Annotated in this window: 27 protein-coding genes; 22 read left to right on the top strand and 5 right to left on the bottom strand. The window is 68.0% G+C overall.

Annotation, left to right across the window (positions count from 1 at the left end):
* The first annotated feature begins 27 nt into the window (after positions 1–27).
* The 5 genes from ctaD (at position 28) to PMI12_RS20710 (ending at position 3,612) form a co-directional block, all read left to right on the top strand.
* A complete protein-coding gene (ctaD, locus tag PMI12_RS20725) occupies positions 28–1,668 on the top strand; it encodes a cytochrome c oxidase subunit I (RefSeq protein WP_007836362.1) in 1,641 nt (546 codons plus the stop codon).
* 14 nt (positions 1,669–1,682) lie between these two features.
* Positions 1,683–1,799: a cytochrome oxidase small assembly protein gene (locus tag PMI12_RS29505; protein WP_007836360.1), complete on the top strand. Its 117-nt coding sequence runs from the start codon at positions 1,683–1,685 to the stop codon at positions 1,797–1,799.
* Positions 1,800–1,828: 29 nt separating this feature from the next.
* Positions 1,829–2,455 carry a cytochrome c oxidase assembly protein gene (locus PMI12_RS20720; protein ID WP_007836358.1) on the top strand — a complete coding sequence of 209 codons (627 nt, stop codon included), beginning with the start codon at positions 1,829–1,831 and terminating at the stop codon, positions 2,453–2,455.
* Positions 2,452–2,667, top strand: a complete 216-nt coding sequence (locus tag PMI12_RS20715; protein ID WP_007836356.1) for a DUF2970 domain-containing protein — start codon at positions 2,452–2,454, stop codon at positions 2,665–2,667. The genes PMI12_RS20720 and PMI12_RS20715 overlap by 4 nt, the downstream gene beginning before the upstream one ends.
* A 63-nt stretch (positions 2,668–2,730) precedes the next feature.
* Positions 2,731–3,612 carry a cytochrome c oxidase subunit 3 gene (locus PMI12_RS20710; protein WP_007836354.1) on the top strand — a complete coding sequence of 294 codons (882 nt, stop codon included), beginning with the start codon at positions 2,731–2,733 and terminating at the stop codon, positions 3,610–3,612.
* An 80-nt stretch (positions 3,613–3,692) separates the two neighbouring features.
* Here the strand turns inward: PMI12_RS20710 and PMI12_RS20705 are convergent, their stop codons facing one another.
* Positions 3,693–3,923: a twin transmembrane helix small protein gene (locus PMI12_RS20705; protein ID WP_007836352.1), complete on the bottom strand. Its 231-nt coding sequence runs from the start codon at positions 3,921–3,923 to the stop codon at positions 3,693–3,695.
* A 27-nt stretch (positions 3,924–3,950) separates the two neighbouring features.
* Here PMI12_RS20705 and PMI12_RS20700 point away from each other — a divergent pair, with 27 nt between their 5' ends.
* From PMI12_RS20700 to PMI12_RS20675, 6 genes are read left to right on the top strand one after another with little or no spacing between them, the layout of a single operon-like run.
* Positions 3,951–4,802, top strand: a complete 852-nt coding sequence (locus PMI12_RS20700) for an SURF1 family protein (RefSeq protein ID WP_007836350.1) — start codon at positions 3,951–3,953, stop codon at positions 4,800–4,802.
* Positions 4,789–5,469 carry a hypothetical protein gene (locus tag PMI12_RS20695; RefSeq protein WP_007836347.1) on the top strand — a complete coding sequence of 227 codons (681 nt, stop codon included), beginning with the start codon at positions 4,789–4,791 and terminating at the stop codon, positions 5,467–5,469. Before PMI12_RS20700 ends, PMI12_RS20695 begins: the two co-directional genes overlap by 14 nt.
* Before the next feature lie 17 nt (positions 5,470–5,486).
* On the top strand, positions 5,487–6,707 hold the full coding sequence (locus PMI12_RS20690; RefSeq protein ID WP_007836346.1) for a COX15/CtaA family protein: 1,221 nt from the start codon (positions 5,487–5,489) through the stop codon (positions 6,705–6,707).
* A complete protein-coding gene (gene cyoE, locus PMI12_RS20685) occupies positions 6,704–7,609 on the top strand; it encodes a heme o synthase (protein WP_007836343.1) in 906 nt (301 codons plus the stop codon). Before PMI12_RS20690 ends, cyoE begins: the two co-directional genes overlap by 4 nt.
* A 10-nt stretch (positions 7,610–7,619) precedes the next feature.
* Positions 7,620–8,237 (top strand): SCO family protein, encoded by a 618-nt coding sequence (locus PMI12_RS20680; protein ID WP_007836335.1) that lies wholly within the window; start codon positions 7,620–7,622, stop codon positions 8,235–8,237.
* Between the two features lie 10 nt (positions 8,238–8,247).
* Complete coding sequence (locus PMI12_RS20675; RefSeq protein WP_237726142.1) at positions 8,248–9,075, top strand: DNA alkylation repair protein; 828 nt, start codon at positions 8,248–8,250, stop codon at positions 9,073–9,075.
* A 43-nt stretch (positions 9,076–9,118) separates the two neighbouring features.
* Here PMI12_RS20675 and rpoH read toward each other — a convergent pair whose 3' ends face one another.
* Both rpoH and PMI12_RS20665 read right to left on the bottom strand, forming a co-directional pair.
* On the bottom strand, positions 9,119–10,060 hold the full coding sequence (rpoH, locus tag PMI12_RS20670) for an RNA polymerase sigma factor RpoH (protein ID WP_007836332.1): 942 nt from the start codon (positions 10,058–10,060) through the stop codon (positions 9,119–9,121).
* 97 nt (positions 10,061–10,157) lie between these two features.
* Positions 10,158–10,622: an Mpo1 family 2-hydroxy fatty acid dioxygenase gene (locus PMI12_RS20665; protein ID WP_007836331.1), complete on the bottom strand. Its 465-nt coding sequence runs from the start codon at positions 10,620–10,622 to the stop codon at positions 10,158–10,160.
* A gap of 181 nt (positions 10,623–10,803) precedes the next feature.
* On the opposite strand from PMI12_RS20665, the gene PMI12_RS20660 reads away from it, so the two are divergent.
* The 3 genes from PMI12_RS20660 (at position 10,804) to PMI12_RS20650 (ending at position 14,571) form a co-directional block, all read left to right on the top strand.
* Positions 10,804–11,523, top strand: a complete 720-nt coding sequence (locus PMI12_RS20660; protein ID WP_007836328.1) for a response regulator transcription factor — start codon at positions 10,804–10,806, stop codon at positions 11,521–11,523.
* A 2-nt stretch (positions 11,524–11,525) separates the two neighbouring features.
* Positions 11,526–13,355 (top strand): ATP-binding response regulator, encoded by a 1,830-nt coding sequence (locus PMI12_RS20655; RefSeq protein ID WP_007836327.1) that lies wholly within the window; start codon positions 11,526–11,528, stop codon positions 13,353–13,355.
* Between the two features lie 169 nt (positions 13,356–13,524).
* Positions 13,525–14,571 carry a hypothetical protein gene (locus PMI12_RS20650; protein WP_007836325.1) on the top strand — a complete coding sequence of 349 codons (1,047 nt, stop codon included), beginning with the start codon at positions 13,525–13,527 and terminating at the stop codon, positions 14,569–14,571.
* An 87-nt stretch (positions 14,572–14,658) separates the two neighbouring features.
* Here PMI12_RS20650 and ftsY read toward each other — a convergent pair whose 3' ends face one another.
* Positions 14,659–15,855: a signal recognition particle-docking protein FtsY gene (gene ftsY / locus PMI12_RS20645; protein WP_007836323.1), complete on the bottom strand. Its 1,197-nt coding sequence runs from the start codon at positions 15,853–15,855 to the stop codon at positions 14,659–14,661.
* A 29-nt stretch (positions 15,856–15,884) separates the two neighbouring features.
* On the opposite strand from ftsY, the gene PMI12_RS20640 reads away from it, so the two are divergent.
* Together PMI12_RS20640 and PMI12_RS20635 are read left to right on the top strand one after the other, a co-directional pair.
* The gene (locus PMI12_RS20640; protein ID WP_157632253.1) at positions 15,885–17,327 is read left to right on the top strand and encodes a M16 family metallopeptidase; all 1,443 of its coding nucleotides are present in this window, start codon (positions 15,885–15,887) and stop codon (positions 17,325–17,327) included.
* 18 nt (positions 17,328–17,345) lie between these two features.
* Entirely contained in the window at positions 17,346–18,716 is a 1,371-nt protein-coding gene (locus PMI12_RS20635) for a M16 family metallopeptidase (RefSeq protein ID WP_007836320.1), read from the top strand.
* A gap of 10 nt (positions 18,717–18,726) precedes the next feature.
* Here the strand turns inward: PMI12_RS20635 and PMI12_RS20630 are convergent, their stop codons facing one another.
* On the bottom strand, positions 18,727–19,641 hold the full coding sequence (locus PMI12_RS20630) for a LysR family transcriptional regulator ArgP (RefSeq protein ID WP_007836319.1): 915 nt from the start codon (positions 19,639–19,641) through the stop codon (positions 18,727–18,729).
* Positions 19,642–19,716: 75 nt separating this feature from the next.
* Here PMI12_RS20630 and PMI12_RS20625 point away from each other — a divergent pair, with 75 nt between their 5' ends.
* The 6 genes from PMI12_RS20625 to pxpA all read left to right on the top strand — a co-directional run bounded on the left by PMI12_RS20625 (position 19,717) and on the right by pxpA (position 24,119).
* On the top strand, positions 19,717–20,352 hold the full coding sequence (locus PMI12_RS20625) for a LysE/ArgO family amino acid transporter (protein ID WP_007836318.1): 636 nt from the start codon (positions 19,717–19,719) through the stop codon (positions 20,350–20,352).
* Positions 20,353–20,386: 34 nt separating this feature from the next.
* Positions 20,387–21,040: an RsmD family RNA methyltransferase gene (locus PMI12_RS20620; protein WP_007836316.1), complete on the top strand. Its 654-nt coding sequence runs from the start codon at positions 20,387–20,389 to the stop codon at positions 21,038–21,040.
* A 43-nt stretch (positions 21,041–21,083) separates the two neighbouring features.
* Positions 21,084–21,587: a pantetheine-phosphate adenylyltransferase gene (gene coaD / locus PMI12_RS20615; RefSeq protein ID WP_007836315.1), complete on the top strand. Its 504-nt coding sequence runs from the start codon at positions 21,084–21,086 to the stop codon at positions 21,585–21,587.
* Between the two features lie 113 nt (positions 21,588–21,700).
* The gene (pxpB, locus tag PMI12_RS20610) at positions 21,701–22,348 is read left to right on the top strand and encodes a 5-oxoprolinase subunit PxpB (protein WP_007836313.1); all 648 of its coding nucleotides are present in this window, start codon (positions 21,701–21,703) and stop codon (positions 22,346–22,348) included.
* Entirely contained in the window at positions 22,345–23,343 is a 999-nt protein-coding gene (locus tag PMI12_RS20605; protein ID WP_007836311.1) for a biotin-dependent carboxyltransferase family protein, read from the top strand. The genes pxpB and PMI12_RS20605 overlap by 4 nt, the downstream gene beginning before the upstream one ends.
* 35 nt (positions 23,344–23,378) lie before the next feature.
* Complete coding sequence (pxpA, locus tag PMI12_RS20600) at positions 23,379–24,119, top strand: 5-oxoprolinase subunit PxpA (protein WP_007836309.1); 741 nt, start codon at positions 23,379–23,381, stop codon at positions 24,117–24,119.
* Positions 24,120–24,121 lie beyond the last annotated feature (2 nt).

Raw genomic sequence — 24,121 nt, 5'->3', positions numbered from 1 at the left:
GACGAAGAAATTGCAAGGAAAAACGAAATGAGTGCAGTCCTCGACCCCCACGGTCACGCCGCCCACGGCGACCACGCACACGACGAGCATCACGATCACCACGCGCCCACCGGCTGGCGCCGCTGGGTCTTCGCGACCAACCACAAGGACATCGGCACGCTCTACCTGCTGTTCAGCTTCACCATGCTGATGGTGGGGGGCGTGCTCGCGCTGCTGATCCGCGCCGAGCTGTTCCAGCCCGGCCTGCAATTGGTGAACCCCGAGCTGTTCAACCAGTTCACCACCATGCACGGCCTGATCATGGTGTTCGGCGCCATCATGCCGGCCTTCGTGGGCTTCGCGAACTGGATGATCCCGCTGCAGGTGGGCGCCTCCGACATGGCGTTCGCGCGCATGAACAACTTCAGCTTCTGGCTGCTGATTCCCGCGGCGCTGATGCTGGTCGGTTCGTTCTTCATGCCCGGCGGCGCACCCGCTGCCGGCTGGACGCTCTACGCGCCGCTCACGCTGCAGATGGGCCCCTCGATGGACGCCGGCATCTTCGCGATGCACATCATGGGCGCCTCGTCGATCATGGGCTCGATCAACATCATCGTGACCATCCTCAACATGCGCGCCCCCGGCATGACGCTGATGAAGATGCCGATGTTCTGCTGGACCTGGCTCATCACCGCCTACCTGCTGATCGCGGTGATGCCCGTGCTCGCAGGCGCCATCACGATGACGCTGACCGACCGCCACTTCGGCACCAGCTTCTTCAACCCCGCCGGCGGCGGCGACCCGGTGATGTACCAGCACATCTTCTGGTTCTTCGGCCACCCCGAGGTCTACATCATGATCTTGCCGGCCTTCGGCATCATCAGCCAGGTGGTGCCGGCCTTCGCCCGCAAGCGCCTGTTCGGCTACGCCTCGATGGTGTACGCCACCTCGTCGATCGCCATCCTGTCGTTCATCGTGTGGGCGCACCACATGTTCACGACCGGCATGCCGCTCACCGGACAGCTGTTCTTCATGTACGCGACCATGCTGATCGCGGTGCCCACGGCCGTGAAGATCTTCAACTGGATCGCGACGATGTGGCAGGGCTCGATGACCTTCGAGACGCCCATGCTGTTCGCCGTCGGCTTCATCTTCGTGTTCACGATGGGCGGCTTCACCGGCCTGATCCTCGCGGTCGCACCGATCGACACGCAGCTGCAGGACACCTACTACGTGGTGGCCCACTTCCACTACGTGCTGGTGGCCGGCTCGCTGTTCGCCATGTTCTCGGGCTTCTACTACTGGGTGCCCAAGTGGACCGGCGTGATGTACAACGAAACGCGCGGCAAGGTGCACTTCTGGTGGTCGCTGATCTCGTTCAATGTGACCTTCTTCCCGATGCACTTCCTGGGCCTTGCCGGCATGCCGCGACGCTACGCCGACTACCCGATGCAGTTCGCAGACTTCAACGCCCTGGCGTCGGTCGGTGCCTTCTTCTTCGGTTTCGCTCAGCTGTATTTCTTCCTTTTCATCGTGCTGCCCACCATGCGCGGCAAGGGTGAGAAGGCTTCGCAGAAGCCATGGGAAGCCGCTGAAGGCCTCGAGTGGGAAGTGCCGTCGCCGGCGCCGTTCCACACCTTCGAGACCCCGCCCAAGCTCGACGCGACCGCCACCAAGGTGATCGGCTGACAGGCCGCACGACGATGACGACGCCTGAACAAAGAAAGAACAACCGACGCATGGGGCTCACGCTGGCCTCCATCGCGGTGATCTTCTTCATCGGCTTCATCGTCCGCATGGTCTTCTTCAGCGGCCGCTGACCGCCAACCGAACGGGAGCAGCACGCACCATGAGCCTCGGCCAACGCATTCGACGCGCCAACGTGCGCATGGTCGGCAAGCTGGCCGTCGTGGCTTGCGGCATGTTCGCCTTCGGCTATGCGCTGGTGCCGATGTACCGCGCGATCTGCGAAATGACCGGCATCAACATCCTCGCGCTCTCCGAGCTCGAGGTGCCGGGCGGTGCCAGCGGCGGCAAGAACGTGCGCGTGCCCGACAACACGCAGGTCGACATGACCCGCACCATCACGGTCGAGTTCGACTCCAACGTGCGCGGCGGCCTCTGGGACTTCAAGCCCGCGGAGCGGACCATCCAGGTGCACCCCGGCCAGCTCAACACGGTGATGTACGAATTCCAGAACGTGCAGAACCGCCGCATGGCCGCACAGGCCATCCCGAGCTACGCGCCGCAGCAGGCTGCACCCTACTTCAACAAGCTCGAGTGCTTCTGCTTCAACCAGTACACGCTCGATCCGGGCGAGAAGAAGCAGTGGCCGGTTGCGTTCGTGATCGATCCCAAGATTTCCAAGGACGTGAAGACCATCACGCTGTCGTATACCTTCTTCGAGGTGGGCGGCAAGACGCCTGCGGCACCGGTGGCCGCCGTTTCCAGGACTTCCGATGAGCCGCGCTCGTGACCGATCCCTCGTCAAACCGGCCGAAGGCTTCGCTGTGGGACACGGTGAAGGCGGTGGGCTGGTCGTTCTTCGGTGTTCGCAAGAACAGCGCCTACCAGGAAGACCTGGGCAAGCTGAATCCGCTGCACATCATCGCGGTGGCGTTCGTCGCCGTGATCGTCTTCGTGGTCGGGCTGGTGCTGCTGGTGCGCCACGTGGTCGCAGCAGCCTGACGGCGAAACCCGCGACAAGCAGAATCCATTGAATCGAGAGAAGAAAGAAAGCCAGGAGCTGATATGAGTTCAACCACCCACGGCACCACGCCCTACTACTTCGTGCCCGGACCATCGGCGTATCCGGTTTCGGCCGCGATCGGCCTGTTCTTCGTGATCCTGGGCGCCGCGCAATGGATCAACGGCCACGAGTGGGGCGCATGGTCCCTGCTGGCCGGCATGGTGGTCTGGCTCGGCACGCTGTTCGTGTGGTTCCGCGCCGCCATCGGCGAAAGCGAGAGCGGCCAGTACGGCCACAAGGTCGACCTCTCGTTCCGCTGGAGCATGAGCTGGTTCATCTTCTCGGAAGTGATGTTCTTCGGCGCGTTCTTCACGGCGCTTTGGTGGGCCCGCACCCACGCGCTGCCGTCGCTCGGCGGCCTGGACAACGCGATCCTCTGGCCCGACTTCAAGGCCGTGTGGCCCAGTGCCGCCGCCGGCGCCACCGGCTCGCCGGCCGGCATCGTCGAGCCCTTCCAGACCGTCGGCCCGTTCTGGCTGCCGACGATCAACACCGCGCTGCTGCTGAGTTCGGGCGTGACGCTCACCATTGCCCACCACGCATTGCGTGCCGGCCACCGCGCACAGACGATCCGCTTCATGTGGCTTACCGTGCTGCTCGGCCTGATCTTCCTGAGTGTGCAGGGCTACGAGTACCACCACCTGTACACCGAGCTGAACCTCAAGCTCAGCTCGGGCACCTACGGTTCGACCTTCTTCATGCTGACCGGCTTCCACGGCCTGCACGTGTTCATCGGCATGCTGATGCTGCTGTTCATCACGCTGCGCCTGCGCAAGGGCCACTTCACGCCGGAACGTCACTTCGGCTTCGAGGGCGCGGCCTGGTACTGGCACTTCGTGGACGTGGTCTGGCTCGGCCTCTACATGCTGGTCTATTGGCTTTGAGCGAAGAACCTCGTCCCGGCATTCCAGAAAAAAGGCGCCGCAAGGCGCCTTTTTCATGGTTCTCGTGGAACGAGCACCATCTACTTGCCGACTGGGAGCCCGGTGGGCTGGATGTAGCCGAGTTTCCAGGCCAGCAGCAGGCAGAGGAACAAAAACACCGAAAGGCCGATCCGAACGGTGAGCGCGCGCGCCATGCCGCCGCTCTTGGCGCGCCCATTGCGCCCGTCCTTCAGCATGAAGAACAGGGCAAACGCGAGGCTCGCGAAGATGCCCAGGAACACCAGGGCGACGAAATATTTCATGACCCACATTATCGGCCGCACGCCCCGTTCCCTCCAGTGACTCCTGAACCCCTGTATTCCGAAGACCGGCGCCGGCCGGGCCGTTTCTGGCTCATCACCATCGCTGCCGTGCTGACGGTGGCAGCCACCGTTTCACTGGGCCGCTGGCAGTTGTCGCGCGCCGCGCAGAAAGAAGCGCTGCAGGCCGACATCGAGGCCCAGAAGCTGAAGCCGGCGCTGACTCAGGCCGAGTTCCTGGCGATGGAGAAGCCCTCCTACGCGATGCATCGCCCGGTGCGCCTGCGCGGCCTGTGGCTGACGCCGCAGACCGTATTTCTCGACAACCGCCAGATGCACGGCACGCCAGGCTTCTACGTGCTGACGCCCTTCGCCCTGGAAGGCACCGAACAGACGGTGATGGTGCAACGCGGCTGGATCCAGCGAAATTTCGTCGACCGCACGCGGCTGGGCGCGGTCGAGACGCCCGCCGGCATCGTCGAGGTCACGGGCCTGGTCGAGCCGCCGCCGAGCCATCTGCTGGAATTGGGCACCCCCGCATCCGCACCGGCCGCGGCTGCTTCGGCGCCTGCCCCGGCGGCCTCCGCACCGGCCGCTCCGGCATCGGCCGCCGAGGGGTATTCGCCCATCCGGCAAAATCTCGACCTGGAAGCCTTCCGCGCCGAAACCAAGCTGCCGCTGCGCACCGACGTGTCGCTGCAACAGAGCGGACCGGCCTCCGAGGGCCTGCAGCGCGACTGGCCGGCCCCGGCGCTGGGCCTGGAGAGGCACTACGGTTACGCATTCCAGTGGTTCGGCCTGTCGGCCCTCGTCGTCATCCTCTATGTCTGGTTCCAATTCATCACACCCCTCCGCCGCTCGAGGCGCCGCGCGCGCGATGGCCGCTTCTGACGAGCCGCTGGGCCTGACGGTGCATTCGATGCCGTCGCCCAACCAGGCGCTCGACGGCGCGGAAGGCCGGCGCACGGTCATGGGGCGCTGGAAGATGATCGCCGTGATGCTGATGTGCGCGGCGCCCGTCATTGCCTCGTACTTCACCTACTACGTGATCCGGCCCGAAGGCCGCAGCGTCTACGGCGAACTGGTCGAGCCGCAGCGCGAGCTGCCGAAGCTGACGGCCACCGACCGCAATGGTGCGCCGGTGGACATCGCCACGCTCAAGGGCCAGTGGCTGCTGGTGGCCGTGGCCGATGCAGCCTGCGATGCGCTTTGCGAGCAGCAGCTCTACCTGCAGCGCCAGCTGCGCGAGAGCCTGGGCCGCGAGAAAGACCGCATGGACCGTGTCTGGCTCGTGAGCGACGCCGCGCCCGTGCCCGAGCGCCTGAACAACGGCCTGCATGGCGCGACGGTGCTGCGCGTGCCGGCCGACCAGCTGGCCAAGTGGCTTGCTCCCATGCCGGGCCACTCGCTGGCCGAACACCTCTACGTGGTCGATCCGATGGGCAACTGGATGATGCGTTTCCCCGCCCGCATGGACGCGGCCGGTGCCAGCCGCGCCAAGCGCGACCTCGACCGCCTGCTGCGCGCCTCGGCGTCGTGGGACGAACCGGGCCGCTGACCGCCTCCGACTTGCCCATGGACACGACCACCTCGCTCTACGATCTGACGCCCATCGCCTGGCTCATGGCCGCGGGCGTCCTGATCGCGCTTGGCCCGCTGGTGTGGGTCTGGCGGCGCAACGCGGGTGCAGGCCCGGCGCGGCGGCTGCATGCGCTGACCGTGCTCACGCTGTTCCTCACCTTCGATCTCACGCTGTTCGGCGCCTTCACGCGGCTCACCGACTCCGGCCTGGGCTGCCCCGATTGGCCCGGCTGCTACGGCAACGCCAGCCCGGCCGGCGCGCGCCATGAGATCGCGATGGCGCAGGCCGCGCAGCCGACCGGCCCCGTCACGCACAGCAAGGCATGGGTGGAGATGGTCCACCGCTATCTGGCAACGGGTGTCGGCGTGCTGATCCTCACGCTCGCGGGTGCCACCTGGATCGCGCGCCGCCGCCAGCGCCGCGCGCCGCCGCCGTCGAAAGACGGCGAGCACCACGCCACGCTCAGCGCGTGGTGGCCGGCATTTACCCTGGTTTGGGTCTGCCTGCAGGGCGCCTTCGGCGCACTCACGGTGACTTGGAAGCTCTTCCCCGCCATCGTCACGCTGCATCTGCTCGGTGCCGTGGTGTTGCTGGCGCTGCTCTGCATCCAGGCCGTGCACTACCGGCAGACGGCTGCGCAGCGGCTGCCCACCGCCGTAGCGCCTGCACTGCGCAACGGGCTCATTGCGACCACCGTGCTGCTGGGGCTTCAGATCGCGCTCGGCGGCTGGGTCAGCACCAACTATGCGGTGCTGGCCTGCACGCAGTTCCCCATCTGCCAGGACAGCTGGTGGCCGGCCATGAACTTCGCGCAGGGCTTCGAGATCTGGCGCCACCTCGGTGTGACCGGCGAGGGCCAGCCGCTCGATTTTTCCGCGCTCACCGCCATCCACTATGCGCATCGGTTGATGGCCTATGCGGTGTTCGTCGCGCTCGGCGTGCTCGCATGGCACCTGCGCCGCATCGCGGCGTTGCGTCCGCAGGCGCGCTGGCTCGCGGGGCTGGCGCTGCTTCAGCTCGCCACGGGTCTTGGCAACGTGCTGCTGGGCTGGCCGCTGGCCGCGGCGGTGCTGCACACCGGCGGCGCCGCTGCGCTCGCCGTGGTGCTCACCTGGGCGCTGTGCGAGAGCCGGCGCGATCCCGCGGCGCTGATCGTGCGTGCCGGTGACAATGCGTCCGCCAACAACAATAGCCAGAGGAAGGCCGCCGCGTGAGCACCCCGATCCCCGTTCAGCAAACCAGCACCGCGAACGTGCTGCGCCAGTTCTACGCGCTGACCAAGCCGCGCGTGGTGCAGCTGATCGTGTTCTGCGCGCTGATCGGCATGGTGCTGGCCGTCCCCGGTCTGCCTTCGTGGGCCGACGTGCAGCGCGCGGTGCTGGCCTGCATCGGCATCTGGCTGGTGGCCGGTGCCGCTGCCGCGTTCAATTGCCTCGTCGAGAAGGGCATCGACGCCAAGATGAAGCGCACCGCGTGGCGTCCCACGGCGCGCGGCGAACTCAGCAACAGGCAGGCGCTGGTTTTCTCGGCGCTGCTGTGCGCGGCGGGTTCGGCGCTGCTGTGGTTCACGGTCAATCCGCTCACCATGTGGCTCACCTTCGCCACCTTCGTCGGCTACGCGGTGATCTACACCGTGATCCTCAAGCCGCTGACGCCACAGAACATCGTGATCGGCGGCGCGTCGGGCGCGATGCCGCCGGTGCTGGGCTGGGCCGCGATGACGGGCTCCCTGGACCCCGGGGCCTGGATTCTTTTCCTCATCATCTTCCTGTGGACGCCGCCACACTTCTGGGCGCTGGCGCTCTACCGCGTGGAGGACTACCGCAAGGCCGGCCTGCCGATGCTGCCGGTCACGCATGGCAACGAGTTCACGCGGCTGCAGGTGCTGCTGTACACCTTCATTCTGTTCGCGGCCTGCATGATGCCCTTCATCTACGGCATGAGCGGCTGGCTCTACCTGGCGGTGGCCGTCGCGGTGAGCGCCGGCTTCACCGGTTATGCGTTCGCGTTGTGGCGCAACTATTCCGACGCGCTGGCGCGCAAGACCTTCCGCTTCTCGCTGATCCACCTGAGCGTGCTGTTCCTGGCGCTGCTCGTCGATCACTACCTTCACTGACCAAGTCTTCATGAACAAGCGCAACGCTCTTCGACTGATGGCCACGGGCGCCGGCTGGGTGGGCGTGGCCGCTGCCCTGGGCCTGGGCCTTGCGGGCTGCGGCGAGGCCCGGCAGAACTTCAACGCCGTCGACATCACAGGCGCGGACTACGCCAAGGACTTCTCGCTGAAGGACGCCGACGGCAAGGTCCGCACCATGGCCGACTTCAAGGGCAAGGTGGTCGTGCTGTTCTTCGGCTATGCGCAATGCCCCGACGTCTGCCCCACCACCATGACCGAGATGGCGCAGGTCAAGCAGCAGCTCGGCAAGGACGGCGACAGGCTGCAGGTGCTGTTCGTCACGGTCGATCCGGCGCGCGACACGGCAGAGGTGCTCAAGGCCTACATGGGCGCGTTCGACCCGAGCTTCGTCGCGCTGATCCCCACGCCCGACGAGCTGGCCGCTGTCGCGAAGGACTACAAGGTCTACTACAAGAAGGTCGACGGCAAGACGCCCACCAGCTATTCGATGGACCACTCGGCCGCCAGCTATGTCTACGACACGCAGGGGCGGCTGCGGCTCTATGCGCGTTATGGCGCGGGCGTGCCGTCGATGGTGTCGGACCTGAAGACGCTGCTGGCTTCCTGAGGAAGACCGCTTGTTGGCCGCCGTGGACTCGGTCGAGCACCTGAAAGGGCGCAAGGGCGCCTTCCGCATCGCGCTGATCCCGCCCGAGGTGCTCAGCGCACTCAACGACGGGCTGCTCGAAACCGTCAACCTCAACGAATTCATGGCGCTGGAGCTGCCCCGGCTGGCGCGCAGCGTGGCGGGGCACATCGGGCTCGACGCGCAGGGCGAGCGGCTGGTCGACACACTCGCGATGCTGAGCGCTTTCAAGCCCATGCAGCGGCACGGGCACATCGCGCGTGCGCTCTACGACATGGCGGCACTGCACGGCGAGCGTGACGCTGTCGCGCACCGGCTGGCCACGCACGCGAGCGACGTGGCCCGCTGCTGGGCCGCGCAATGGGTCGCGTTGTCGGGCCTGCCGCTGGCGGCGCAGCTGGAGGCGGTGCGCCGCTTCGCCGCCGATCCGCATTTCGGCGTGCGCGAGATCGCCTGGATGGCGGTGCGCGACGAGGTCATCGCGTCGCTCGACGAAGCGCTTGCGCTGCTGCAGCCGTGGGTCTCCGATGCCGACCCCAACATCCGCCGCTTTGCGAGCGAACTCACGCGGCCGCGCGGCGTGTGGTGCGCGCAGATCGATGCGCTCAAGACCGAGCCGTGGCGGGCCTTGCCGCTGATCGAGCCGCTGCGCGCCGACTCCAGCCGCTACGTGCAGAACTCGGTCGCCAACTGGCTCAACGACGCAAGCAAGAGCCAGGGCGAGTGGGTCGACAAGCTCTGCGCGCGGTGGGTGGCAGAGTCGGACACGGCCGAAACCCGCTACATCGCGAAGCGGGCGCTGCGAACGCTCTCCAAATGAAGAAAGCCCGGGAATGCCGGGCTTTCTTCTGAAGGGACAAGGCTTACGCGTAGTCCGCGAGCGCCTTCTTCATCTTCTTCATGGCCGCGACCTCGATCTGGCGGATGCGCTCGGCACTCACGCCGTACACCGCGGCCAGGTCGTGCAGCGTCATGCCGCCCGAGCCGTCGTCGTTGACCTTGAGCCAGCGCTCTTCCACGATGCGGCGGCTGCGGTCGTCCAGCGCTTCGAGTGCGGTGGCGATGCCGTCGCTCGACAGGCGGTCGCGCTGCTGCGATTCGAGCAGGGCGGTGGGTTCCTGCGTGGCGTCGGCCAAATAGGCGATCGGGCCGAAGGCTTCGTCGCCGTCGTCGGAGGGGCCCGGATCGAGCATGACGTCGCCGCCCGACAGGCGGGTTTCCATCTCGAGCACTTCCTCGGGCTTGACGTTCAGCCGGGTCGCCATCTGCGACACCTCGTCGGGGCTCAGCGTCTCGCGGTGCGTGCCGTTGTCGGCCGCGGCCGAGTCGGCCTTGAAGCCTTGCTTCATCGAGCGCAGGTTGAAGAACAGCTTGCGCTGGGCCTTGGTCGTCGCGACCTTGACCATGCGCCAGTTCTTCAGGATGTACTCGTGGATCTCGGCCTTGATCCAGTGCATGGCGTAGCTCACGAGCCGGACGCCCTGGTCGGGGTCGAAGCGCTTCACGGCCTTCATGAGGCCGACGTTGCCTTCCTGGATCAGGTCGCCGTGCGGCAGCCCGTAGCCCAGGTACTGGCGGGAAATGGACACTACGAGGCGCAGATGCGACAGCACCAGCGCGCCGGCGGATTCGAGGTCGTTGTGGTCGCGCAGCTTGCGTGCGAAGCCCTGCTCTTCTTCAAGCGTGAGCAGCGGCAGGCGGTTGGCGGCCGAAATGTAGGCGTCCAGGTTGCCCAGCGGGGGAACCATCGACCATGGGTTGGCGACGGCCAGCTGGTTGGCAGAGACTCCAGACAGCGTTGTCATCAGGGAAACTCCTTTGTGTGGGCCATATTAGCACTCGATTAGAGGGAGTGCTAAACCAAGGGTTCCCTTGAATTTCTATCGTCGTGATAGACCAGGGCTACCAGCGTACCCCCAGCTTTAGGAAAAGCTTGGACAGCACGAACAACGGTCCGACCCAGAGATATTGGAGGTCTTCGAAGAACGAAGGTTTCTTGCCCTCGATCTTGTGGCCCACGAACTGGAAGATCCAGGCCACCACAAAGATAGCGGCTGAAATCGGCAATGCAAGTCCGCCCATCGCATGCACCAGCGCCAAGGCCAGTGCGGTCAGGGCGAGCATGGCCAGCAGGAAGGCCGGCGAGCGCAGCAAGGCGTAGTAGACGAGGCTGGCGGCCACGAAACCGTAGGCCACCCAGGGATGGAGCGCGAACAGCAAGCCGACGATGCTCAGCATGATGGCCGGGATGGCCACGAAATGGATCAGTTCGTTGGTCGGATGGCGGTGGCTCTCCTCGTAATGGGCGAGCAGCCGGTCGACCTTGCGGTCGCTCGATCCAAGGGGGGCGGCGGCGGTGTGCGTCATGGCGGGTCTCCGGGACGCCGTGGGATGCGGCGAGATATTCGATGGTGCCCACGGCAAAGCCCGATGGCAAGGCGCCCGCCATGAAATTGCTATAAAAAATGTAGCGCCAAGGACAACGGCTGCCGTGCACGCCGTGACTTTGTGCACTGTCGCCAAAAGGCCCCGTCGCTAAGATCGGCACGTGCCGTCCTTCGACTCTCCATCCGCATCTCTGTCACCGGCCGCGGAGGCCGGCGCCTCCACCCGTGCACCCGGGGCGATCCTTGTCGTGGACGACCACGACCTGCTGCGTCTGGGCGTCTGCGCGCTGGTGCAGGCGCAGGCTGCCTCGTCCGGCGCGAGCATCGAAGTCTTCGAGGCTGCCAACGCTGCCGATGCGATCGCGCTGTACGAAACCCACCAGGCCTCCATCGGCCTGGTGCTGCTCGATCTCGCGTTGCCCGACACGCACGGCCTGAGCGGGCTGGCGGAGTTCCGCCGGCGCTTTCCGGCCGCGCGCATCGTGGTGCTCTCGGGCACCGGCAGCAGCGCGCTGGCGCAGGGCGTGCTCGCGCTGGGCGCCGCCGCCTTCCTGCCGAAGTCGGCCGACCTGAAGGAGGTGGTGAGCTTCATCCGCGCCTGTGGCCTGCTCGATCCAGCTTCGCCCGACGCGGCGGAACTGCCGCCCCCGCCAATGCCCAAATCGCTCGCCGGTTATGCGGAATTCGCGCACGCCAGCGCCTGGCGGGAGCTCACGCCGCGGCAGATGCAGGTGCTGCAATGGGTGCTCGAAGGCAAGGCCAACAAGGAAATCGCACAGCTCGCAAACCTGAGCGAGGGCACGGTGAAGAACCATGTCTCCACCATCCTGCTGCTGTTCGGCATGCGTTCCCGCGCCCAGTTGATCAGCACCCTGCATTAAGCGTGCAGCCCGTCGCGCCGAACGACCCGCCCCCCGACCACGCTCTCGCCCAGCGCGTGCTGCGCGAGCACGTCGCCTCGGTCTACGACACCTACCGCACTTCTACGCTGACCCACATGGCCTTCGTGGTGGTGTTCGGCGCCATCATCTATTCGCAGCTGAAGAACCCGAACCTGCTGTTCTGGCTGGCCGGTCTGCTGATGGTCGATGTCTACGTCTTCTTCACGCCACGATGGAACCCCTCGCGCCCCGCGCGCGAAAGCGCGTACTGGGCCCGCAAGATTTCGCGCATGGTCACACTCGTCAGCATGGTCACGGCGGTGGTGCCCTGGCTCATCGTCCCGTACGACAACCTGCCGATGACCTCGCTGCTGATGGCCGTCGTCGTGGGCAGTTGCTCTCGCGCCGCACAGTCGCTGTGGCCGCTGAAGGCCGCGCTGTTCGGCTACACGCTGCCCATGTCGCTGGGCCTGCTCACGGCGCTGGCGTGGCAGGGCGACGGCCTGCATCTTTTCCTGGCTGCGGCCGGCGCGGCCTACCTGCTGCTGACGCTGCGCGCGGGCATCGGCCAGCACAAGCTCCTGACCGAATCGCTCATGCTGCGCTTCGAGAACGAGGCGCTGGCCGCGCGGCTCGGCGAGCAGATCGCCGCGACCGAGCGCGCGAGCGAAGAAAAAACGCGCTTTCTCGGCGCCGCCAGCCATGACCTGCGCCAGCCGCTGCACGCCATCGCGCTGTTCGGCGCCGCACTCGAGAACGAATTGCGCGGCCGCCCCGAAAGCCGCAACGCCGAGCGCCTGATGCGCGCGGTGAACGCGCTGGGCGCTTCGCTCGACACCATGCTCGACGTCTCGCGCCTCGACGCCGGTGTGATCACGCCCGTGCCGCAGCCGGTGCAGCTCGACGCGCTGTTCCTGCCGCTCAATCACACCTTTGCGGCGCGGGCCGAACAGAAGCAGCTGCAGCTGCGCGTGCGCGCCAGCGGCCTGTGGGTGCACAGCGACCCGCAGCTGCTGCATCGCATGCTGTCGAACCTGATGGACAACGCGCTCAAGTACACCGCACGGGGCGGCGTGACCGTCGCGGCCCGCGAGCGCGGCGACGCGGTGTGGATCGAGGTGCGCGACAGCGGCATCGGCATCGCGCCCGAGCAGTCCGGCCGGATCTTCGAGGAGTTCTACCAGATCAACAATCCGGGCCGCGACCGCTCGCGGGGGCTCGGCATTGGGCTGTCGATCGTGCAGCGGCTGTCGCTGCTGCTCCGGCATCCGGTGCAGATGCGTTCGCGGCTGGGGCGGGGCACGCACTTTCGCGTGGTGGTGCCGGCCGTGAGTGCGGCGGAGCGCGCGGTGGCAGGGGTGCCGGCACCGGCCGCCATGACCGGAGCGACCACCGAGAAGCGCAGCAGCCCCGCGCCGGTCCTGCCCAGCCGCGTGCTGCTGCTGGACGACGAACTCGAAATCCGCGAAGCCATGACCGGCCTGCTGCGTTCCCATGCCATCGACGCCCATGCCGTGGCGGACGAGGCTGGCGCTGCCGCCGCCCTGCGGCAGGCGATCGGCGAGCGCCGTCCCTTCGATCTCCTGCTGTGCGACTACCGCCTGGCCGACGGTGCAGATGGGCTCGACGCGGGCCTGCGATTGAGCCAGGGGCAGGGCGGCAGCGCCGGAGTGCCGCTGCTGCTGATCACAGGAGAAACCTCGCCCGATCGGCTGCAGCGGGTGCGCGAATCGAGGGTGCCGGTCTTGTTCAAGCCGGTGGTCGCAGCATCGCTGCTCCAGGCCATGGCGGAGCTCGTCACGGCGAAGCAGCCGCTGCGCCCTGACGCCTGAATCCATCGCCATGCACTGAGGCCGCTTCGCGCACCTGACCCGCGAATGCAATGACTTTCGGCACTGGCGAGAGTCAACCTCTCGCCCTACCTTCGATGGAGTCCCCTTGCGGCATGCCAATCCCGGCCGCAGCGGTGCAATTCGAACAATCGACAGCGGAGGTTCTTCAATGAAATTCAAACGAGCGGCGGTCGCGCTTGCAGTGGCGGGCACACTTGCCCTGGTCGCATGCGGTGGTGGTGGAGGCGGTGGCGGTGGCGGTGGCGGCGGATTTCCGCTGCCGCCCGGTGACGGCGGCACGCCACCCCCGCCACCGCCTGCGCCTGCGGCACCACCGCCTCCCGCGCCGCCAGCGCCGGCTCCCGTGCCGGCCACGCGCACCTTCATGTATGAGGCACTGCCGCTGGCAGGCGACCGCGGGGCATTCGCCGCCAACCTCAATGCGCAGGGCGCACGCGGTTTCCGCTTCCTGAGCGGCTTCGCCTTCACGACCAGCCCAACCACCGCCGAACAGGTCGAGGGCTACGTGCGCGACGCCGACACCACCTACAGCTACGAGCTCCATCCGATCACAGCGAACAACGCCGCCTTCCTGACCCAGGCCAATGAAGTCGGCGCGCGCGGTTTTCAGTGGGTGGGTTCGTACATCATCAACGGCGACCAGTTCTACATCTATCGGAAGAACAACGGCGCGCAGGGCGTCTTCAGCTACCGGGTCGAGCCGCTGTCGGCGAACAAGGCGGGGTTCCTGGCCCAGGCCAACGGGCAGGGCGCGGAGGGCTTCTACAACGTGGCGCCCGCGTTCCTCGTGGGCGATCCCAGTGCCGTGTCGATCTACGAGAGGAATGCGGCCGCCGGCGCCACCTATGCCTACGAGATCGGCGACATCGCCGGCAACGACACCGCCTACCTCGCCCAGCTCAACGAGCGCGGTGGGCGCGGCTTCCGCTCTCGCACCGAGTACCTGTTCGGCGACGGCGGGGGCGTGATCTACGCGAAGGACTTGTCGCAGTCGGCCACCTTCAGCTTCTACACGCTGGAACCCCAGCCCGGCAGCACGGCCTTCATTCAGCAGGCCAACACCGAAGGCGCCAAGGGCGGCGGGCTGGTCGGCGGCATCGGGCTGCCCAGCGGCGCGATCAAGACGCTTTATTTCAAGCCGCTCAACTGCGCAACCGGCTCGCTGTGCGTTCCGGTGTCGCTGTTCGGCCTCTGAACCTCCAGCAGCCGGTCAGGGAGCAAGGGAGAGAAAAAATAGAAAGCGAAAGCGGCCCCGGCGCAAGCAGGGGCCGCTTTTTCCTTCCTATCCGAGAAGCGCCTGCGCGAATTCGCGGGCGTTGAAGGTCTCGAGGTCTTCGAGCTTCTCGCCCACGCCGATGAAATAAACCGGAATCGGCCGTTCGCGCGCAATGGCGCACAGCACGCCGCCCTTCGCAGTGCCATCGAGCTTGGTCACGACGAGGCCAGTCAGGCCCAGTGTCTCGTCGAAGGCCTTGACCTGTGCGAGCGCGTTCTGCCCGGTGTTGCCGTCGATCACGAGCAGCACCTCGTGCGGCGCCGTGGCGTCGGCCTTGGTGACGACGCGCTTGATCTTCTTGAGCTCGTCCATCAGGTGCAGCTGCGTCGGCAGCCGGCCGGCCGTGTCGACGAGCACCACGTCCTTGCCGCGCGCCTTGCCGGCGTTCACCGCATCGAAGCTCACGGCCGACGGGTCGCCGCCCTCGTTGCTGACGATCTCGACCGTGTTGCGGTCGGCCCAGACCAGCAGCTGCTCGCGCGCCGCCGCCCTGAACGTGTCGGCCGCGGCCAGCAGCACCGAGGCGCCTTCGTCGGCCAGGTGCTTGGTGAGCTTGCCGATGGAGGTGGTCTTGCCCGCGCCGTTGACGCCGGCCACCATGATGACGGTGGGCGTGAACCGGCCGATGACCAGTGGTTTCTCGAGCGGACGGAGCAGGTCGGCGATGGCCTCGGCCAGCAGCACCTTGACCTGCGCCGCGTCGGTGGCCATCTGGCGCTTGACGCGGCCGCGCAGGTCGTCGAGCAGGTACTCGGTCGCCTTCACGCCGGTGTCGGCCATCAGCAGGGCGGATTCGAGCTCTTCGTACAGCGCGTCGTCGATCTGCGCGTTGACGAACACGGCCTGGATGCCAGTGCCGGTCTTGCGCAGGCCGGTCTTGAGCTTGTCGAACCAGCCCTTGCGCTCGGTGGCGACGGCGGCTTCGATCGCTGGCGCTGGCGCAGGAGTCGGTGCGGGTGCGGGGACCGGTACGGGCGCCGCCGCGACCGGCGGCGCGGCAATGGGCGCAGGCGCCGGGGACGGCACGGGTGGCGTTGCAGGCGGGGGCGCAGGAGGCGCTTCTTCAGCCGCCGGCTTCGAACCAAACCAGCTCGAAGGCGAGAACACGGAGCGTGCCGGTGCGGGCTCCGGCGCGGCCGGCGGGTTGGCAGCCGGCGTATCGGGGGTCTCGGCAGGCGGTTTTTTCTTGAAGAAACTGAACATCGGGAGCTTTTTACAATCCGACCCATTCTATGAAACACCTCCCGCCACGCCGTGCTGCGTCTGGTGCGGTGCTGGCGATGGCGCTTCTGGCGCCATGGGCCATGCCTGCGCAGGCCCAGACTGATTCGACTCCCGCCGCCGCAGCAGCAGCCGCGCCCGGCCCCCGGCAATTCACGCTTGCCAACGGCATGACGCTGATCGTCCAGCCCGACCGGCGCTCGCCCACGGCGGTGCAGATGGTATGGGTCCGCGTGGGCTCGATGGACGAGGTCGACGGCACCTCGGGCGTGGCGCATGCGCTCGAACACATGATGTTCAAGGGCACCAAGGACATCAAGCCCGGCGAGTTCTCGCGCCGCGTGGCGGCCCTCGGTGGCCAGGAAAACGCCTTCACCACCCGCGACTACACCGGCTACTACCAGCAGATCCCGGTCGGCAGCCTCGAGCAGGTGATGAAGCTCGAATCGGACCGCTTCGCCAACAACCAGTGGCCCGACGACGAGTTCAAGCGCGAGATCGAGGTCGTCAAGGAAGAGCGCCGCCTGCGCACCGAAGACCAGCCGCGCGCGCTGCTCGGCGAGCAGCAGAACGCCGCCGTCTTCACCGCCTCGCCTTACCACCGCCCCGTGGTCGGCTGGATGAGCGACCTCGACGCCATGACGCCCGAGGACGCACGCGCCTTCCTCAAGCGCTGGTACGTGCCCGCCAACGCCGTGCTCGTGGTGGCTGGCGATGTCGACGTGGCCCAGGTGCGCGCCATGGCCGAGAAGTACTACGGCCGCATTCCCTCTCGCGCCGTGCCAGTGCGCAAGCCGCGCACCGAGCCGGCGCAGCGCGGCATCCGCCGCATCGAACTGAAGGCACCGGCCGAGCAGGCGTATGTGTCGCTGGCCTTTCGCATACCGCAGCTCGCCAACATCGACGACGCGAACAGCGATGCCTGGGCGCTGGTGGTGCTGTCGGCCGTGCTCGACGGCTACGCCGGCGCCCGGCTCGACCGCGCCCTGACCCAAGGCCCCGACCGTGTCGCCGATTCGGCGGGTGCCTATTCGGGATTCATCGGCCGCGGCCCGCAGCTCTTCATGCTCGACGGCGTGCCGGCCGCCGGCAAGAGCGCCGAGACGGTCGAGGCCGCACTGCGCGCGCAGGTCGCGCGCGTCGCCAGGGACGGCGTGGGCGAAGCCGAGCTGGCCCGCGTCAAGACCCAGTGGGTGGCGAGCGAGACCTACAAGCGCGACTCGGTGATGGCCCAGGCGCGCGAACTCGGCAGCAACTGGATCCAGGGCCTGCCGCTCGACGCGAGCGAGCGCATCGTCGCCCGGCTGCAATCCGTCACGGCTGCCCAGGTGCAGGCGGTGGCCGCCAAGTATTTCGGCGACGACCAGCTCACGGTCGCCACGCTGCGCCCCCTGCCGCCCGAAGCCAAGCCACGTGGCCGCGGCTTCGCGGCGCCCGCAGGCGAAATGCGCTGAAAGACAGGTCCCGATTCCATGAAAACTCTCAAGAAGATCGCGCAATGCGCCCTGTTCGCAGGCGCGGCCCTCATGGGCATCACCAGCGCGCGGGCCGCGCTGCCCATCCAGCAATGGACGCTGGCCAACGGCGCGAAGATCTACCTCGTGTCGACCAACGCGCTGCCGATCGTCGACATGCAGGTCGATTTCGACGCCGGCAGCCGCCGCGACCCCGCGGCGCAGGCCGGCCTGGCCAGCGCCACCGCGACCATGGTGGAGAAGGGCGTGCGCGCCGGCAAGGTCGGCGAACCGGCGCTCGACCAGAACGCGCTGGGCGAAGCCTGGGCCGATCTGGGCGCCAGCTTCGACGTGAGCGCGGGCACCGACCGCACCAGCTACTCGCTGCGCACGCTGTCCGATCCCGCGCTGCTGAACAAGGCGGTCGCGCTGGCGTCGCGCGAGATCGGCGAACCTGCCTTTCCGGACGACGTTTGGCAGCGCGAACGCGAACGCATCAACGCGGCCATCAAGGAAGCCAACACCAAGCCCGCGACCATCGCGGGCCGCGCCTTCGCGCACGCGGTGTACGGCGTGCATCCCTACGGGCAGGAAGTGACGGAAGAGACACTGGCGCGCATCGACATCGCCGCCATGCGCCAGCGCTACCAGCAGCTCATCGTGCCGTGCCGCGCCAAGCTCAGCATCGTGGGCGCCGTCACGCGCGTCGAAGCCGAGACGCTGGCGACCACGCTGCTGTCGCGGCTCCCGGCGTCAGAGTCCTGCACACCGCTGCCGGCCATCGCGCCGGTGGCCGCGCTGGCAGCGCCGAAGGACGAGCGCATTCCCTTCGACTCGGCCCAGGCCCACGTCTTCGTCGGCCAGCCCGGCTATCCGCGCAAGGACCCGGACCACTTCGCCCTCACGCTGGGCAACTACGTGCTCGGCGGCGGCGGTTTTGTCTCGCGCCTGATGAACGAGGTGCGCGAGAAGCGCGGCCTGACCTACAGCATCTACAGCGGCTTCGCGCCGGGGCTCGATGCGGGCGCCTTCCGCGTCGGCTTCCAGACCCGGCCCGACCAGGCCGAGGAGGCGGTGAAGATGTCGCGCGAAGTGGTCGCCAGGTTCGTGGCCGAGGGCCCGACTGCCAGCGAACTCAAGGCCGCGAAGGACAACCTGATCGGCGGTTTTCCGCTGCTGCTGGACAGCAACCGCAAGCTCATCGGCAACGTCGCCAACATCGCCTGGCACGACCTCCCGCTTGACTATCTCGACACCTGGACCGCGCGCATGAACGCGGTCACGGCGGCCGACGTCAAGGCGGCCTTCCAGCGCAAGCTGCAGCCCGAGCGCATGGTGACGGTGGTGGTAGGCGGCAAGGACGCCAAGACCGCCAAGGCGCAGCCGTAGCCGTAGCCGGTCACGCCAGGGCGTGCGGGCCGCGGCGGGCGGCTGCGCGCACCGCCGCTCCCAGCCTTTCGAGCAGCCGCGGCACTGCGCGCGCCTGTTGCCAGTAGAGCGGCACCGGCAGCGTCGAGCCGGGCACCAGCTCCACCAGTTTTCCCTCGCGAATGGCATCGGCCACCATGCTGGCCGGATGCATGCCCCAGCCCATGCCCGCACACGCCGCCTCGACGAAGGCATTGGGCGAGGGAATCCAGTGGCGCGGCGTCTCCACGTTGCGGTGGCAGATGCGGCGCACCCAGCGTGCCTGCAGCCTGTCCTTGCGGTCGAACACCAGGCTCGGCGCGCTCGCCAGCGTGCGGGCGCCCACGCCCTTGGCGAAATACTCGCGCACGAACGCGGGGCTGGCCGCCGCCACGTAGTGCATCGTGCCGAGCGCCTCGCTGTTGCAGCCCGCCACCGGCTGGGCCAGCGCGGTGACGGCCGCGAGCACCGCGCCGCTGCGCAGCCGTTCGGCCGTGTGGTCCTGGTCGTCCACCGTGAGGTCGAGCAGCGCGGCCGGCTCCTGCGCGGCGAAGGCCGCGGCAGCCACCATGAACCAGGTCGCAAGGCTGTCGGCGTTGACGGCCACCCGCACCGTGACGCGCTCGCCGCCCGCCTTGTCGCCGGCCATGCCGAGGGCAGGCAGGGCATCGCGCAGCTCGTGCTCCAGCATGCCCACGCATTCGACATGCCGGCACAGCTGCAGCCCGGCCTGCGTTGCGACGCAGGGCTGGCCGCGCACCAGCAGCGCGCCGCCGGTGCGTTCCTCCAGCTGTTTGATGCGCTGCGACACCGCCGAGGGCGTGACGTTCAGGGCGCGGGCGGCGCGTTCGAAGCTGCCTTCGCGCACGACGGCGGCAAGGGCGTTCAGGGCGGCGTAGTCGAGCATAGTGATGAAGAGAAACTGAACTTGCGTTAGAAAGTTTAGTTTGAGTTAACTTGCATCCAGCGGCAAGCTCGAAGCATGCAAGCCGTACACACCACCACCGCCTTCGCCAATGGGCTCTTCATGAGCCTGGTCCTCATCGTCGCCATCGGCGCGCAGAACGCCTATGTGCTGCGCCAGGGCTTGCGTCGCGAGCACGTGGGCGCGGTGGTGCTGTTCTGTGCGGCCAGCGACGCGGTGTTGATCGGCGCGGGGGTGACCGGCATGGCGCAGGCACTGCAGGGGCGGCCGATGCTGGCCACGGTGCTCGCGGGGCTCGGCGCGGCGTTTCTTTGCGGCTACGGACTGAAGGCGCTCTGGCGTTCGCGCCGGTCCGCCGCGCTGCAGGCCACGGCGGGGGGCGTTTCGCTGTCGCGCGCGGCCGTGGTGGCGCAGGCGGCCGGCTTCACGCTGTTGAACCCGCATGTCTATCTCGACACGGTGCTGCTCGTGGGCAGCGCGGGGGCGCAGTACGCGGGGCTGCTCAGGCTGTGGTTCGTGGCGGGCGCGGCCACGGCAAGTGCATTGTGGTTCACCTCGCTGGGCTTCGGCGCAAGGCTTCTCGCGCCGGTGTTCGCACGTCCGCGCGCCTGGCGGATGCTCGACGCACTCGTGGGCGGAACCATGCTCGTGTTGGCGGCCATGCTGGCGCGGCGCGCACTGGCTGGCATCTGAGAAGGTGCCCGGACGGCGGCGTTAAGCTCGCCGCATGCCCCAGAAAGCCGCCCCCGCCAAACGTCCTTCCGCACCTGCTACACCCAAGCGTCCGCCGCGGCCCAGCGAAGTGCGCATCATCGGCGGCGAATGGAAGCGCACCCGCCTCGCCGTGGCCGACAAGCCCGGCCTGCGCCCCACGCCCGACCGCGTGCGCGAAACGCTGTTCAACTGGCTCGCAAGCCTGGCCGGCGCCGGTGGCGGCGAACTGCCCGGCTGGCAGTGCGTCGACGCCTTCGCGGGCACCGGGGCGCTCGGCTTCGAGGCCGCCTCGCGCGGCGCCGCGAACGTGCTGCTGTGCGAGCAGGACGCCGCACTGGCCGCCCAGTTGCAGGCCACGAAGACCAAGCTGGCCGCCGAGTCCGTGCGCATCGAGCGCGGCAACGGGGTGACCGCGCTCGAACGGGTGCCGGCCGGCAGCCTCGATGCCGTGTTCCTCGATCCGCCATTCGACAGCACGGCGCTCTACGAGCCGGCGCTGCGCGCCGCCGCGCGCTCGCTGCGTGACGGCGGCTCGGTGTACCTCGAAGCGCCGCGCCGCTGGAGCGACGAAGAACTTGCCGCCTTCGGCCTTGTCGGTTTTCGTTACCTCAAGGCCGGCGCCGTTCATGCCCATCTGCTGCGGCGCGCGGCGGATAGGACTGCATAATCCGCCGGACAAGCCGCACCGGCAGCATGAGGAAGAAGCAACCATGGCCAGCAACGTGATCGCGGTTTACCCCGGCACTTTCGATCCCATCACCCTCGGTCACGAGGACGTGGTGCGGCGCGCAACCCAGCTCTTCTCCAAGGTGATCGTCGCGGTCGCCGCGGGCCACCACAAGAAGGCGCTGTTCACGCTCTCCGAACGCATGGACATGGCCCGCGATGCCGTGAAGCCCTACAGCGACCAGGTCACCGTCGAGAGCTTCTCGGGCCTGCTGCGCGACTTCGTCGTGGCGCGCGGCGGCAAGGCCATGGTGCGCGGCCTGCGTGCCGTGACCGACTTCGACTACGAGTTCCAGCTCGCGGGCATGAACCGCTCGCTGATGCCCGACGTCGAGACCGTGTTCCTGACGCCCAGCGACAAGTACCAGTTCATCTCCAGCACCTTCGTGCGCGAAATCGCCATGCTCGGCGGTGAAGTCCACAAGTTCGTCTCCCCCAATGTGGGGCAGCAACTGGCGGCCAAGGTCCGCAGCCTCGGCCGTGAATAGGCTCTCCCCCACTCGCCGGGGGCAACACCGGTGGCCCGGCAAAGCCGGTTCCACGGTGTTCCGCGAAAAGTCCAGCCTGAACTGCGGGCCGGCGTGAGGTGAGCGACATCCCCTTGCCCCGCCTGCATCTGCTGGGCGATGCAGCGCTGCTGTGCGAGCTGCCCGCGCCGGCCACGCTGGTGCAGCAGCAGCGCATCTGGGCGCTGGCCCGGCAGGCGCAGCAATGGCCGGGCGTCGGCGAAACGCTGCCGGGCATGAACAACCTCACGCTCACATTCGACCCGACGGTGATCGATCTCGACACGCTCACCGCGCAGGTGCTCGAAGCCTGGCCCAGGCTGCCGAGCCGTGCCGTCGAAGGCCGGCTGGTCGAGATCCCGGTGGCCTACGGCGGCGAGCACGGGCCGGACCTTGCCGACGTCGCGGCTCACACCGGCCTCACGCCGGCCGAGGTGGTGCGGCGGCACAGCGGCGCCGAGTACGTCGTCTACCTGCTGGGCTTCCTGCCGGGCTTCGCCTTCATGGGCGGGTTGCCACCCGAACTGGCCACGCCGCGCCGGGCCGAGCCGCGCACCGCCGTGCCCGCGCGCTCGGTCGGCATCGGCGGCGAGCAGACCGGCATCTATCCGATGGTGTCGCCGGGCGGCTGGCAGCTGATCGGCCGCACCCCGCTGGAGCTGTTCGATCCGGCGGCCGAACCGCCCACCTTGCTGCGCCCTGGCGACCGCGTGCGCTTCATTGCAGAAAGCGTGCAGGCATGATTGCCGTACGCAAGCCCGGCGTACTTGCCTCGGTGCAGGACCTGGGCCGGCACGGCCATCGCCAGCTGGGCATCTGCCCGGGCGGCGCGCTCGACATGCTGTCGCTCACGCTGGCCAACCGGCTCGTCGGCAATGCCGACGGCGCGGCGGGCCTCGAACTCACGATGGGCGGCTGCGAGCTGCAGTTCGAAGCCGCCACGCGCATCGCCCTCACCGGTGACGGCTTCGGCGCCAGCCTCGACGGCGTGCCGCTGTGGCCCTGCTGGAGCGTGCCGGTCGCGGCCGGCCAGACACTCAGGCTCGCCGGTGCCAACGCGCCCGGCGTGAAGAAGACCGGCCTGCGCAGCTGGCTCGCGGTGGCGGGCGGCATCGACGTGCCCCCGGTCCTCGGCTCGCGCAGCACCGACCTCAAGGCCGGCTTCGGCGGCCTCGAAGGCCGTGCGCTGCGCAAGGGCGACCGGCTCCCGACGGGTGCCTCCTCTCTCGATGCGGCACAACGCGAACGCCGTGCCTTCGGCCTGCGCGGTCCCGACTGGGGCCCCGACGAAGACGACGGTGCCATCGTCCTGCGCGTGCTGCCCGGTCCCGAGTTCGAGCTGTTCACGCCGGCCGCGCGCGAGCTGCTGTGGGGCGAGCGCTGGCGCATCACGCCGCAGAGCAACCGCATGGGCAGTCGGCTCGCGGGTGCCGAACTCAAGCGCAAACACAGCGGCGACATGCTCTCGTCGGGCGTGATTCCCGGCACGATCCAGGTGCCGCCCTCGGGCCAGCCGATCATCCTGATGGGCGATGCGCAGACCACAGGCGGCTATCCGCGCATCGGCGTGGTCATCCGCGCCGACCTCTGGAAGCTCGCGCAGGCGCCGCTCAACGGCCAACTGCGCCTCGTGCAGGTCGACCAGCCGAGGGCGCTGGCTGCATGGGCCGCGCAGCAGCGCTACCTGTCGCAGGTGGCACAGGGTCTGGCCGCTGCAGGCTGGCCGAGCACGACATAGACTTCGCGGGAAATCGCGAAAAGAGGAAGCCCACCATGCAAATCGACCTCAATGCCGACCTCGGCGAAGGCGCCGGCAACGACGAAGCACTGCTCGCGCTCGTGAGCTCTGCCAACATCGCCTGCGGCTGGCACGCAGGCGACGCGAAGACCATGCAGCAGTGCGTGCGCTGGGCGATGCGCAACGGCGTGGCCATCGGCGCGCACCCGAGCTTCCCCGACCGCGAGAACTTCGGCCGCAGCACCATGCACCTGCCGCCCGAGGAGATCGTGGCCAACGTGCTCTACCAGGTGGGCGCGCTGGCGGCCATCGTGAAGGCCGAGGGCGGCAGGCTCTCGCATGTGAAGGCCCACGGCCAGCTCTACAACCAGGCCGTGAAGGAGCCCGAGCTCGCCGAGGCGCTGTGCGAGGCCGTGCGCCGCTTCGATCCATCCCTCAGGTTCTTCGGCCTCGCGGGCAGCAACATGATCGACGCGGCCCGCCGCGCCGGTCTCGTGCCCGTGGAGGAAGTGTTCGCCGACCGCGGCTACATGCCCGACGGCAGCCTCGTGCCGCGCAGCCAGCCCGGCGCGCTGATCGAGAGCGAGGAGCAGTCGATCACGCAGACGCTTTCGCTGGTGCGCGACCGCCGGGTGACCGCCATCGACGGCAGCGTCGTGCCGGTCAATGCGCAGACCGTCTGCCTGCATGGCGACGGCGCCCACGCACTGGCCTTCGCGAGCCGCATCCGCGAACGGTTGAAGCAGGAAGGCATCGCCGTCCGGGCGCTGGCCTGACG

Source organism: Variovorax sp. CF313, assembly GCF_000282635.1.
GTDB lineage: Bacteria > Pseudomonadota > Gammaproteobacteria > Burkholderiales > Burkholderiaceae_C > Variovorax.
Note: the sequence above shows the minus strand (reverse complement) of the source record. Positions and strands in the feature narration are given on the sequence as shown.